The 12,905-nt window shown below is 73.7% G+C and carries 9 protein-coding genes and 1 pseudogene; 3 read left to right on the top strand and 7 right to left on the bottom strand.

What is annotated here, in order from left to right; translation table 11 throughout:
- Positions 1-97: 97 nt before the first annotated feature.
- Positions 98-1,180 carry a Glu/Leu/Phe/Val dehydrogenase dimerization domain-containing protein gene (locus tag O7633_RS19980; RefSeq protein WP_282323501.1) on the top strand — a complete coding sequence of 361 codons (1,083 nt, stop codon included), beginning with the start codon at positions 98-100 and terminating at the stop codon, positions 1,178-1,180.
- A gap of 420 nt (positions 1,181-1,600) precedes the next feature.
- Complete coding sequence (locus O7633_RS19975) at positions 1,601-1,816, top strand: DUF3073 domain-containing protein (RefSeq protein WP_036373645.1); 216 nt, start codon at positions 1,601-1,603, stop codon at positions 1,814-1,816.
- A gap of 145 nt (positions 1,817-1,961) precedes the next feature.
- On the opposite strand, the gene amcA is transcribed toward O7633_RS19975, so the two are convergent.
- From amcA to O7633_RS19950, 5 genes are all read right to left on the bottom strand, one after another.
- Positions 1,962-2,198 carry a multiple cyclophane-containing RiPP AmcA gene (amcA, locus tag O7633_RS19970; protein WP_074475586.1) on the bottom strand — a complete coding sequence of 79 codons (237 nt, stop codon included), beginning with the start codon at positions 2,196-2,198 and terminating at the stop codon, positions 1,962-1,964.
- Entirely contained in the window at positions 2,167-3,273 is a 1,107-nt protein-coding gene (gene amcB / locus O7633_RS19965; protein WP_347405234.1) for a cyclophane-forming radical SAM peptide maturase AmcB, read from the bottom strand. The genes amcA and amcB overlap by 32 nt, the downstream gene beginning before the upstream one ends.
- A 131-nt stretch (positions 3,274-3,404) precedes the next feature.
- Positions 3,405-4,559: a phosphoribosylformylglycinamidine cyclo-ligase gene (gene purM, locus O7633_RS19960; protein ID WP_282323500.1), complete on the bottom strand. Its 1,155-nt coding sequence runs from the start codon at positions 4,557-4,559 to the stop codon at positions 3,405-3,407.
- 65 nt (positions 4,560-4,624) lie between these two features.
- Complete coding sequence (gene purF, locus O7633_RS19955; protein ID WP_282323499.1) at positions 4,625-6,163, bottom strand: amidophosphoribosyltransferase; 1,539 nt, start codon at positions 6,161-6,163, stop codon at positions 4,625-4,627.
- Positions 6,164-6,321: 158 nt separating this feature from the next.
- A complete protein-coding gene (locus O7633_RS19950; protein WP_043961208.1) occupies positions 6,322-6,687 on the bottom strand; it encodes a sterol carrier family protein in 366 nt (121 codons plus the stop codon).
- Between the two features lie 160 nt (positions 6,688-6,847).
- On the opposite strand from O7633_RS19950, the gene O7633_RS19945 reads away from it, so the two are divergent.
- A complete protein-coding gene (locus tag O7633_RS19945; protein WP_282323498.1) occupies positions 6,848-9,073 on the top strand; it encodes a carboxypeptidase regulatory-like domain-containing protein in 2,226 nt (741 codons plus the stop codon).
- A gap of 149 nt (positions 9,074-9,222) precedes the next feature.
- Here the strand turns inward: O7633_RS19945 and O7633_RS19940 are convergent, their stop codons facing one another.
- Together O7633_RS19940 and purL are read right to left on the bottom strand one after the other, a co-directional pair.
- Entirely contained in the window at positions 9,223-9,984 is a 762-nt protein-coding gene (locus tag O7633_RS19940; RefSeq protein WP_282323497.1) for a 2-phosphosulfolactate phosphatase, read from the bottom strand.
- A gap of 429 nt (positions 9,985-10,413) precedes the next feature.
- A pseudogene (purL, locus tag O7633_RS19935) lies at positions 10,414-12,894 on the bottom strand (phosphoribosylformylglycinamidine synthase subunit PurL); the annotation flags it as partial.
- Positions 12,895-12,905: the final 11 nt, after the last annotated feature.

The following is a 12,905-nucleotide window of genomic DNA, read 5'->3' as shown; positions in this document are numbered from 1 at the left end:
GTCGGCCGGTACTAGGCTCGGCAGCACCGGCACCATCCCGCCGGGCGCGCCACCAGGTCCACGTCCCACAAGGACGCACACCGCACAGGAGTCAGCCATGGGCGTTTTCACCAGTCTCGACGACCCGTCCTCCACCGGCCACGAGCAGGTCGTGTTCTGCCAGGACACACAGACCGGCCTCCGCGCGATCATCGGCATCTACTCCACCGCGCTGGGCCCCGCGCTCGGCGGCACCCGCTTCTACCCGTACCCGAGCGAAGAGGCCGCGCTGGCCGACGTGCTCGACCTGTCGCGCGGCATGGCGTACAAGAACGCGCTCGCCGGGCTGGACCTGGGCGGCGGCAAGGCGGTCATCTGGGGCGACCCGGACCAGCTCAAGAGCGAGCCGCTGCTGCGCGCCTACGGCCGCTTCGTCGAGTCGCTCAACGGCCGCTACTACACCGCCTGCGACGTCGGCACGTACGTGGCAGACATGGACGTGATCGCCCGGGAGACCCGCTTCGTCACCGGCCGCAGCGTGGAGCACGGCGGCGCGGGCGACTCCTCGGTGCTGACCGCCTGGGGCGTCTTCCAGGGCATGCGGGCCGCCGCCGAGCACGTCTGGGGCGCGCCCACCCTCAACGGCAGGCGGGTCGGCGTGGCCGGGCTGGGCAAGGTCGGCAAGCACCTGACCCGGCACCTGCTCGACGACCACGCCGAGGTGGTGGCGACCGACGTCGACCCCCGGGCGCGCGACTGGGTACGCGCCAACCACCCGCAGGTCGAGCTGGTCGACGACGCCGCCGCGCTCGTCGCCGCCGACATCGACGTGTACGCCCCGTGCGCGCTGGGCGGCGCCCTCGACGACGACACGGTGCCGGCGCTGCGGGCGAAGGTGGTCGCCGGCGCGGCGAACAACCAGCTCGCCCACCCGGGCATCGAGAAGCTGCTCGCCGACCGGGGCGTCCTCTACGCCCCCGACTACGTGGTGAACGCGGGCGGGGTGATCCAGGTGGCCGACGAGATCGAGGGCTTCAACTTCGACCGGGCCAAGCTCCGGGCCACCCGCATCTACGACACGACCCGGCAGATCCTGCGGCTCGCCGACGACGAGGGGGTGCCCCCGGCGGTGGCGGCGGACCGGCTCGCCGAGCGCCGGATGGCGGAGGTCGGCCGGCTGCGGACGATCCACCTGAGGTGACGGCCACCGCGCGGCGCTGAGCCTGGCCCTGCGGTGGGCGCTGAACGCGGGCCTGCGAGCTGGGCGCCGGCCTTGCTAGCTGAGCGCCGGCCTGCGAGCTGCGGCGAAGGTCACAGTCCGGCCCGGGGCGTGCCCGACCCCGGGTCGGGCGACCGGGCCGGGCCCGGGGGCAGGCGGCGTTAAGCTGGAAATCGGGGTGATTACTGCCCAACTGCCCGATGTCACGAGTGATCCGGTAGCGACCCCTTACCTCAGTACAATCGGTGACGGCCGGATGACTGCGACGCGCAGAGCCGGCCTGCGGTAACCCGAGGTGCCGAAGGGCGGCATCCCCATGTACCGTAAGAGCCACGAGAGATGCCTGACGTCATCGGGGCCCGCCTTCGGGCTGCCCCGAATTCTGTGCGAGGGGGTCGAGCCATGGGGCGCGGCCGTGCTAAGGCCAAGCAGACGAAGGTGGCCCGGGAGTTGAAGTACCACTCCCCGAACACCGACCTCACCGCCTTGCAGCGCGAACTGGCGGGTGCTGGTAAGTCGAACCACGACTTCGACGACGACTACAAAGAGTATGTCGACGACGACGACGAGGATCACGCGGACGAGGACCCGGACCCCTGGGTCCGTCCGACCCGTTGACCCCCGGGAGCAGCTGAGCACGCGGCAGTCCGCGTGCTTGCGTTTGTGCCCGTCCCGGGGCCGGCGTACCAACCGATGATCAAGGATCTGTCCACCGGACCCCGTTCCGGGCGATCGGCAGGTCCTTGATCTCGGAGCCGTGTCCTCAGCGGGGCCGGTTGTTCCAGTTGTAGAACGTCGGGATGTTCTCGAAGTGGTTCCAGGCGCACACTGCGCCCGCGCCCTCTCCACCCGTCGCCTCCGACCGCAGCCGGCGCGCGTCCTCCGCCTCCTGGAGCAGCGCGGCGAGCCCGTCGGCGGCATCCCGCACCCGGTCGACGACCGGGCCCTCCGTGGCCCCTCCGACGCGCTCAGACCGCCGGTGTCCGGTGTTCTCGGGCATGGTCCAACACTCCCTCCAGTAAGCGGATCTTGCTGTTACGGCAGTGCTCGGTCTCCGTACCGTCGAAACGCCCCAGCTCGAAGTAACGGTTGGCGGCGTGCCCACCCCCGCAGAACCCGAAGTACGGGCAGGACGCCCGGCACGCCTCCACGCCGGCCAGGAACTCACCCACCCAGCCGGTCGTCCGCTCCGCGCCGGCCACGATCTCGGCCAGCGGGGTCGTCAGCACGTTGCCGCTGCTGAAGTCGCCGTAGCGGGGGTCGGAGAAGCCGGCCAGCTCCGGGGAGAGCACGACCACGGAGCCGTCGTGGCCGACCGTGGGGATCGGGTCCAGCCGCCGGGGCAGCAGCCCGTCGACGCCGCCGTCGAGGACCGCCGCCGCGTACCGCAGCGACCACTCCACCTCGCGCAGGTGGATGCGGGGGTCCCGCCGCCAGGCGGCCACCAGTTCCGCCCAGAACGCGCGCACCCGGGCCGCCTCGTGGGCGTTGCTCCGGGTGTTGACCCCCTCCGTCTCCTCGATGTTGACGCCCAGCACCTCGCAGCCCAGGCCGAGGAAGTAGTCGTACAGCTCGGCGGCCCGGCCCGGATCCGGGTCGTTGACGACGGCCAGGGCCGAGAAGGGCAGCCCGTGCCGGCGCAGCGCCGCCACCCCGCGCATGATCCGGTCGTACGCCGGCCGGCCGGCCCGGGTGACCCGGTCGCCGTTGCGCCCGCGTGGCCCGTCCACGCTCACGCTGACCCGCACCCGGTGCGCGGCGAGGAACTCGCACCAGGCGTCGTCGATGAGGGTCGCGTTGGTCTGCACGTGGTGTTCGACCTCCGGGCCGAACGGGGCGATCAGCGCGGCGAGGTGCTCCCGGCCGGCGGCCAGGGGCTCCCCGCCGTGCCACACCACCGAGAAGCGGTCGGCCTCCGCCCAGCGGTTCACCGAGGCCGCCACCGCCTCGGCGACCGGGACCGGCATCCGCCGGTCGGCCGCCCGCATCGGGAGGTAGCAGTATGCGCAGTCGAGGTTGCACAGGGTCGTCGGCTGCATCACGACGTACGACGGGACCGGGGAGATCCCCCGCATCCCGCTCAACGGCCGTCCCCGAGCAGCCATCGCCCTCCTTCCCGACCCGAAGGGTGCCCCTCAGGCTAGGCGGCGACGGCCGCTCGGGTGAACCCCCGACCAGACGCCGAGCAAATCAATGAACCTCGATGTTATCCCCGAGTGTGCTGGCCGACCATCTGCACCTTGCCGGTGCCCTCGATGATCTCACCGGCCTGCCAGGCGTCCACGCCCCGCCCGGTCAGCGTGGCCAGCGCCCGGTCGGCGTCCTCGGCGGAGACGATCGCGAACATGCCGACGCCCATGTTGAACGTCGACTCCATCTCGTTGTCGTCGATCCGGCCCTTGGACTGGATCAGGTCGAAGATGGGCTGCGGCTTCCACGTGGAGCGGTTGACCACCGCGTCGACGTTCTCCGGCAGGATGCGCACCAGGTTGCCCGGGATGCCGCCGCCGGTGACGTGCGCGATCGACCGCACCTCGGCCTCGGCGATCAGCTTGAGGCAGTCCTGGGCGTAGATCTTGGTCGGGGTGAGCAGTTCCTCGCCGAGGGTGCGCTGCCGGCCGAAGTCCTCGATCACGACGTCCAGGCGCATCCGGCCCGCGCCCAGCAGCACGTGCCGCACCAGCGAGTAGCCGTTGGAGTGCAGGCCCGACGAGCGCATCGCGATGACCACGTCACCGGTCTCCACCCGCTCCGGGTTGAGGATCTCGCTCTCCTCCACCACGCCGACGCCCGTGGCGGAGACGTCGTACTCGTCCGGGCGCAGCACGCCGGGGTGCTCGGCCGTCTCGCCGCCGAGCAACGCGCAGCCCGCGTAGCGGCAGCCGTCGGCGATGCCCGCGCCGATCTCGGCCACCTTGTCGGGGACGACCTCGCCGCAGGCGATGTAGTCGAGCAGGAACAGCGGCTCGGCCCCGCAGGCCACCAGGTCGTCGACGACCATGGCGACCAGGTCGATGCCGATCGTGTCGTGGATGTCGAGCTGCTGCGCGATCACCAGCTTGGTGCCCACCCCGTCCGTGGAGGACGCCAGGATCGGGTTCTTGTATTTCTTCGTGTCCAGCCGGAACAGGCCGGCGAAGCCGCCCAGGTCGCCCATGACCTCCGGGCGGCGGGTCTGCTTGACCTTGGACTTGAGCAGCTCGACCGCGCGGTCGCCCGCCTCGATCGAGACGCCGGCGTCCGCGTACGAGACCGAGCGTTTGCGCGCCGGGCGGCCGTTGCCGGCCGTCCAGGGCTGGCGGTCACCGCCGGCGCCGGTCGGGCTGCTTCCTGTGCCGCTGCGCTCGGAAACGTGCGTCACGGTTCTCCCCTTTTGTGGTTCTCGCGGGCTCCGGCGGTTGGCCGGTCGGCCCGCGTCGGGCGGTGCTACTGGCGGTGTACGGTCGCGCCGCCCGAAGTGGCGACGAGCGGTGGGACGGTGTGCCCGGGGGCGTCCGGGGCATCGGCGACCCGGCGTCCCACCCCTTCGAGCACGTGCTTGCCGATCAGGTTCCCGGCCGGCAGCTCGATCGGGTATTCCCCGTCGAAGCAGGCCCGGCAGAGCCGGGTCTTCGGCTGCTCGGTCGCGGCGATGAGGCCGGGAAGCGAAACATAACCCAGCGTGTCGGCGCCGATGGACCGCCGGATGCCCTCGTTGTCCAGCCCGTTGGCCAACAACTCGGCCCGGGTGGCGAAGTCGATGCCGTAGAAACACGGCCAGTTGACCGGCGGGGAGGAGATCCGCACGTGGACCTCCAGCGCGCCCGCCTCGCGCAGCATCCGCACGATAGCCCGCTGGGTGTTGCCGCGCACGATCGAGTCGTCGACCACCACCAGCCGCTTGCCCCGCACGTTCTCCCGCAGCGGGTTGAGCTTCAGCCGGATGCCGAGCTGGCGCAGGGTCTGCGACGGCTGGATGAACGTCCGGCCGACGTAGGGGTTCTTCATTAGGCCGGCGCCGTAGGTGATGCCGGACTCCTCGGCGTAGCCGATGGCGGCCGGGGTGCCGGACTCCGGCACCGGGATGACCAGGTCGGCCTCGACCGGGTGCTCCTTGGCGAGCTGGCGGCCGATCTGCACCCGGGCGGCGTGCACGTTGCGCCCGGCGATGGTGGCGTCCGGGCGGGCGATGTAGACGTACTCGAAGAGGCAGCCCTTCGGCTCGGGCGCGGCGAACCGGGCCGAGCGCAGGCCGTTCTCGTCGATGGCGATCAACTCGCCCGGCTCCACCTCGCGGACGACGCTCGCGCCCACGATGTCGAGCGCGGCGGTCTCGCTCGCCACCACCCAGCCGCGCTCCAGCCGGCCGAGGACCAGCGGGCGCACGCCGTGCGGGTCGCGGGCCGCGTAGAGCGTCGACTCGTCCATGAAGACGAAGCTGAACGCCCCGCGCAGCTGGGGCAGCACCTCCAGCGCGGCGGCCTCGACCGAGAGATCCGGACGGCTGGCCAGCAGCATCGTGACCAGCGAGGTGTCGTTGGTCGAGCCGTCGGCGGCCAGGCCCCGCTCGGCCACCTCACGCTGCAACTCGGCGGTGTTGACCAGGTTGCCGTTGTGCGCCAGCGCGATGGTGGTGCCCGCGCTGGTGGACCGGATGGTCGGCTGGGCGTTCTCCCAGGTCGAGCCGCCCGTCGTCGAGTAGCGCGCGTGCCCGATCGCGAGGTGCCCGCGCAGGCTCGCCAGGGTCGGCTCGTCGAAGACCTGGGCCACCAGGCCGAGGTCCTTGTAGACCACCACACCGGAGCCGTCGCTGACGGCGATCCCGGCGGCCTCCTGGCCACGGTGCTGGAGGGCGTAGAGCCCGAAGTAGGTGAGGTTGGCGACCTCTTCCCCGGGCGCCCAGACGCCGAAGACGCCGCAGGCGTCCTGGGGGCCGGGTCGTTGGGGATCGAGATCGTGGCTCAGCCGGCCGTCGCCTCGGGGCACCTGCCGCTCCCTCATGCTGGTCGGGACTGGCCGGGCCGGACGGATGCGCTGGTCCGCGTTGCCCGGCCGGGACCACTGTCGTCGCCTGACAGTGTACGCGAATCGGTGTCAATACAGAAAGTCACGATTCGGCTCCTTTCCGTGACCGCCCGGCCGGACTATTCGCCCAGGTGGAGCGGAAGGTGCGCGGAGAGGTCGGCGCGGACCCCGCTGACCCGCACACGACCCTCGGTGACCGCGTCCGCCCAGCTCCGCCGGCCCGTCGCCAGCTCCAGCCAGGTGGTCGGATCCAGCTCGACGACGTTCGGCGGGGTCCCCCGGGTGTGTCGGGGACCGGGAATGCACTGAACTGCACCGTAAGGTGGGACACGCACCTCCACCGATCGGCCGGGGGCACGCTCCGTGAGGGCGGTCAACAAGGCCCGGACCGCCTCCCGGAACACCAGCCGTTCGGGGGTGCGACCCTCGTCGAGCGCGGCGAGCGCCTCGGCGACCGCTGCGGACTTAATGTGCGGAGAGGACACGACGGGACGATACGACCCGGCTCCGGCGCTTTCGACGCTGGCCCTGGGTCGCGCCGATCCGGTCAGACAAGGCATAGTTGCCGACGGCGTATTCGTACCGTGATGATCCCCGGCCCGGCGCCCCGCCGGCGGAGGGAAGTCAGACCGGAAGGCGGTGGACGTGTCAACACACCGACGTGCCTGGCAGCAGCGGGCGGGTGTGGTCGTGGCGCTGGCAATCGGCGCCCTGCTCACCGTCCCCGCCACACCGGCCCTGGCCGCCGGGGTCACGGTCACGCCCGGCTCGATCAACCTGAACGCGGGCAGCGACGCCACCGTGAGCGTCAAGGTGACGCCCAGCGACGACGACGCGAGCGCCCAGATCAGCCTCACCGGGCTGCCGGCCGGCGTGAGCTGCACGGGCGGCTGCGGCCAGATCAGCTTCAACGGCCAGGCCCCGAGGACCCAGCTCCTGACGATCAAGGCCAGCGACAGCGCACCGGACGCCGGCGGGATCAACGTGACGGTCCAGGTGCAGCCCGACAAGTCGGACTCCACGACCGGCAGCTTCCAGCTCAACGTCAAGGGCAAGACCGCACCCACGACGCCCGCCCAGACGCAGACCGTCAAGTCGGTCTCCGGCAAGGTGGTCGCGGCGGCCAACGGCGAGGCGGTGCCGAACGCCGTCGTGATGCTCCAGGACAGCACCGGGGCGAAGTTCGAGACCACCAGCGACGGCAGCGGCAACTTCCGCTTCACCGGCAGCACCGACAAGCCCATCGTTCCCGGGCGGCTCAGCATCGGCGCGATCCAGGGCGAGGTCCGCGTCACGAAGTCCTTCACCGCCAGCGCCGGGCAGAGCATCAGCGGGCAGCGCCTCAGCCTCGCGATCAAGGTCGAGGTGAGCCCGAGCCCCAGCCCGTCGGCCAGCGAGGAGCCGCTGCCCTCCGACGAGGCCACCGACGACGCCGTCGAGGAGCCGACGGAGGCCGCCCCCGGTGCCGCGAACAACGCCGCCTCGACCGAGGAGGACAGCGGCATGTCGTGGCTGCTCATCCTGCTCGGCGGCCTGTTCGTGGCGGTCGGCGTCGGCACCATCGTGCTGCTCTGGATGAAGCGCCGGGAGAACGGCGACGACGTCGACGACGCCCCGAAGGGCGCCGCCGCGGCCGGCGCGATCCCGGCCGCCCGGGGGGCGTACGGCGGGACGGACGACCAGACCCGGGTGGTGAACCGGGTCGGCGCCGGGCCCGACCCGACGATGGTCGGCGGCACCTCGCTCAGTGACGCCCCGACGATGATGCACCGGCCGGTCGTCGACGACGTCCCGCCGGACCCCTACGGCGCTCCGCCGGCCCCGTACGGGGCGGGCGGCCAGCAGCAGGGCGGCTGGGGCGGCGGCGGTTACGGCGACGAGCCCCAGACCGGCGGCTACGGCGCGGCCGGCGGGTACGGCGCCGCGCCGGCCTCCGGTGGCGGCTACGGCACTGCCCCGGCCTCCGGCAGCGGCTACGGCAACGCCGGCGGCGGGTACGGTGCCGACGCGCCCGCCTCGGGCGGCAGCTACGGCGCTGCCCCGGCCTCCGGCGGCGGCTACGGCAGCGCCTCCGCTTCGGGCGGGTACGGCAACGCGCCGGCCTCCGGCGGCGGCTACGGCGCTGCCCCGGCCTCCGGCGGCGGCTACGGCACTGCCCCGGCCTCCGGCAGCGGCTACGGCAGCGCGCCCGCCTCGGGTGGCGGCTACGGCAACGCCGGCGGCGGGTACGGCGCCGAGGCGCCGACCTCCTCCGGCGGCGGCTACGGCAACCGCGACTACGGCGCGCCCGCGCCGGCCGGCGGGTACCCCGGCCAGGGCGGTGGCGGCTACGGCGGCGAGCGCTACGACGAGCCGACCGGGCGGTACACCGGGGACACCGGTTCCTCCTACCCGCCGCCCGCGGCGGACCCCTACCCGACCAGCACCTACCAGCCGGAACAGGGCCACGGCGGCTACGGCCAGCCGGAGCCCCCGCAGTACGGCGGCCGGGGCGGCGGCGAGCCCACCGGCGGCTACGGCGCGGCCGAGCCCACCGGCGGCTACGGCGGCGGCGGTTACGGCCAGCACAGCCAGCAGGGCGGCGGTTACGACGCCGGCCAGCAGCAGGGCGGCTACGACCAGCGTGGCGGATACGGCTCCGAGGGCTACGGCCAGCAGGGCGGGTACGGCCAACAGGGCGGCTACGGTCAGGAGCCCCCCCACCAGCGTGGCGGCTACGACGACCGTGGCTACGAGCAGCCCGGCGGCTACGACCAGCAGCCCGGCGGCTACTACGGCGACCAGAACCAGCAGCCGGGCCGGGCCCGGCCCGACGGCCCGCCGCAGCAGCAGGACCGGGGCGGCCGTCGGCTGGACTGGCTGGACGACTGACCGACGCGGGCCGACGGCCCGCACGACGCGACGACGAGGAGGGCGGCTACCCGGGACGGGGCAGCCGCCCTCCTCGTGGCGACGCGTGAGCCGGGTCGGCTCCGCCCAGGACCGGAAGGCGGCTCCGCCCAGAGTCGGGCCGGCTCCGCTCAGAGCCGGGCGGCGGAGAAGACGCCCCGCCGCAACACAGGCACCACGCCCGAGACGCCGACCTGGACGGCCACCTCCACGTCCCTACCGAAGCCGCCCTCGACGAGTTCCCGGCCGGAGACGCAGCCGCGCACGGCAGCCGGGACGTCCGGCGTCGCGGCGAGCGCGGCCAGCGCCATCGCCGCCTCCACCGACAGCCCGCCGGGGACACCGGAGAGCGCATCGAGCACGCACGCCGCCCCGAGCTGGTCCTCCACGCACGGGCGCAGGGAACCGTCCGGCCAGCGTTCCCCGGAGGCCACCACACCGACCGGGGCGTCGATCGAGCCGTACCCCTGGTCGGTCAGCCAGCGCCCGACGGCGCGGGCGTTACGCAGGCATGCCGCGACCACCGGCAGGCCCGTGGCGCTGGCGGCGGCGCTGATCGCCGAGCCGTTCGGCGAGGGCAGCACCAGGTCGGCGACGGCCGGCGCGGTGCGCAGGGCCGCCGGGGAGAGCGACCACGGCTGTTCCGGGGTCGCCTGCCGGCGGCCCACGGCGGCGACCGCGCCGACCCGGCGGGCGTACTCGGCGGCCTGCTCGCCCCAGGGGAACGGATGCACCCGCATGCCCCGGGCGACCGCCACCTCCACGGCGGTGGTGAACGAGAGGACGTCCACCACCACCAGGACGGCGCAGACCCGGCCGAGTTCCGCCGCGCCGGCCAGTCCCCAGTCGAACCGGGCACCCGAGCCGGGCTGGGCGTGGACCGTCGCGGTCACACCTCAGCGCTGATCGGGCGCGGCGAAGCCGGAGCCGTCGGTCGGCTCTGCGCCGTCGGCCCGCTGCGGCTCAGGCCGGGCCTGCGGCGACCCGTCGTCGGCCGGCTGCGCCGCGTCGGCGACCGGGGCAGCCGCGGTGGCGGGAGCCGGCCCGCCGGGCGCGGGGTCCGTCTCCGCGTCGGCCGGGGCGGCCTGCGCGGCCGGTGCCCCGGCAGCCTGCGGGACGGGCGACGATGCCGCGTCGGCAGCCGGCGTCGCCGCGGCGGGCGGCGCCGGCGTCGCCACCGGGGCGGGCGGTGCCGCCACGGCGGGCTCCGTCGGCGTCGCCGTCACCGGCGGGGCCGGTGCCTCGGCGGCGGGCGGCACCGGCGCAGCGGCGACCGGCACCGCAGCGATGGCCCGTACGACCGGGACGGCCGGCTCGGCCGGCTCCGTCCCGCCGAAAAGGCGGGGCAGCGTGGCGCTGTGCGCGGCCGACAGCTCGTCCAGGCCGATCCGGAACTGGTCGCGCACCTCCAGCGCGCCGCCCGCCGGGTCGGTGACCCCGATGAACTCCCACGGCACCCCGCGCTCGGCGCAGAGCGCGGTGAACGCCTTCTCGTGGCCGCGCGGCACCGAGACCAGGACCCGCCCGGCCGACTCGCTGAACAGGAAGACGAACGGCATCGAGCCGCCGGCGAACTGCTCCGGCACAGCGATCACCGCGCCCACCCCGCGCCGCAGGCAGGACTCGACCAGGCTCTGCGCGAGACCACCGTCGGAGAGGTCGTGCGCGGAGCTGAGGTGCCCGACGCGGGCCGCCTCGGCCAGCAGGTCGGCCAACTGCCGCTCGCGGCCCAGGTCGACCTGCGGCGGGATGCCGCCGAGGTGCTCGTGGGTCACCCAGGCCCACTCGGAACCGGAGAGCTCCACGTGCGTCTCGCCGAGCAGGAAGAGCTGGTCGTGGTCGCCGCCGCTGCGCGGGACGAAGCCCATCGGCACCCGGCTGGCCACGTCGTCCAGCACGCCGAGCACGCCCACCACCGGGGTGGGGTGGATCGCCGCCGCGCCGGTCTGGTTGTAGAAGCTGACGTTACCGCCGGTCACCGGGATGCCCAACTCCAGGCAGCCGTCCGCCAGGCCGCGCACGGCCTCGGCGAACTGCCACATCACGCCCGGGTCCTCGGGCGAGCCGAAGTTGAGGCAGTTGGTCACGGCGATCGGCTTCGCGCCGGTCACGGCCACGTTCCGGTACGCCTCGGCCAGCGCCAGCTTGGTGCCGTGGTACGGGTCGAGGCGGGCGTACCGGCCGTTGCCGTCCAGCGACAGGGCGACGCCCAGGCCGGTGCGCTCGTCGATGCGGATCACGCCGGAGTCCTCCGGCTGGGCGAGCACGGTGTTGCCCAGCACGTACCGGTCGTACTGCTCGGTGACCCAGGTCTTGTCGGCGAGGTTCGGCGACGCGATCATGCGCAGCACGGTCTCGCGCAGGGCCTCCGGCGTCGACGGCCGGGGCAGCGTCTCGGCGCGGTCGGCCTGGAGCAGGATCAGGTCGGCCGGCTCGCGCATCGGGCGGGCGTAGACCGGACCGTCGTCGACCAGCGAACCCGGCGGGACGTCCACGACGAGCTGGTCGCGCCAGGTGATCACGAGACGGCCGGGCCGCCCGTCCGGCGACGGCGCGGTGACCTCGCCGATCGCGGTGGCCCAGACGCCCCACTTCTCGGCGGTCTTGAGCACCGCCTCCAGCTTGTCCGGGGCGACGACCAGCAGCATCCGCTCCTGGGACTCGCTGGCCAGGATCTCCTGCGGCTCCATCGACGCCTCGCGCAGCGGGACCCGCTCCAGCCAGACCCGCATGCCGGTGCCGGCGGACGCCGCCGTCTCGGTGAGCGCGCAGGTCAGGCCCGCGCCGCCGAGGTCCTGGATGCCGACGACCAGCTCGGCGTCGTACAGCTCCAGGCACGCCTCGATCAGCAGCTTCTCCATGAACGGGTCGCCGACCTGCACGGACGGGCGGCGCTGCTCGCTGCCCTCGTCGAAGGTGGCGCTGGCCAGCACCGACACGCCGCCGATGCCGTCGCGGCCCGTGCGGGCGCCCATCAGCACCACGACGTTGCCGGGGCCGGTGGCCTCCTTCTTCTGCAGCCGGTCGACCCGCAGCACACCCAGGCAGAGCGCGTTGACCAGCGGGTTGCCCTGGTAGCAGGGGTCGAAGACGACCTCACCGCCGATGTTGGGCAGACCGAGGCAGTTGCCGTAGCCGCCCACGCCGGCCACCACGCCGGGCAGCACCCGGGCGGTGTCGGGGTGCTCGGCCGCGCCGAAGCGCAGCGGGTCCATGACGGCGACCGGGCGGGCGCCCATGGCGAGGATGTCCCGGACGATGCCGCCGACACCGGTCGCCGCGCCCTGGTACGGCTCGACGAAGCTCGGGTGGTTGTGCGACTCGACCTTGAAGGTCACGGCCAGCTCGTCGGAGACCTGGACCACACCGGCGTTCTCGCCGATGCCGGCCAGCAGCCGGTCGCTCGGCGGGGCCTTCTCGCCGAACTGGCGCAGGTGCACCTTGCTCGACTTGTAGGAGCAGTGCTCGCTCCACATGATCGAGTACATGGCCAGCTCGGCCTGGGTGGGTCGCCGGCCGAGGATCTGCCGGATCCGGTCGTACTCGTCGTCGCGGAGGCCCAGCTCGGCGTACGGCTGGAGCTCCTCGGGGGTCTCGGCGGCGCGCGGCACGGTGTCCAGGCCGTGCGCCCAGTCGGCGGCCGGGACGGGCCGGGACGACTCGGGGTGGACCGGCTCGCCGGGACGGGCGGCCGGGTCGACCGGGCCGGCCTGCGGCGCCACGGTGGCCGCGAAGGGCTCCGCCGGGACGGCCGGCTGGCCGCCCGGGGTCTCCCGTACCGCCGGGTCCGGATGGGTGGTCATGACCTCTCCTC

The sequence above is a fragment of the Micromonospora sp. WMMD712 genome, from assembly GCF_029581295.1.
In the GTDB taxonomy this organism is placed as follows: domain Bacteria; phylum Actinomycetota; class Actinomycetes; order Mycobacteriales; family Micromonosporaceae; genus Micromonospora; species Micromonospora carbonacea.
The sequence above is the reverse complement of the archived record's forward strand: the minus strand, read 5'-3'. Positions and strand labels throughout refer to the sequence as shown.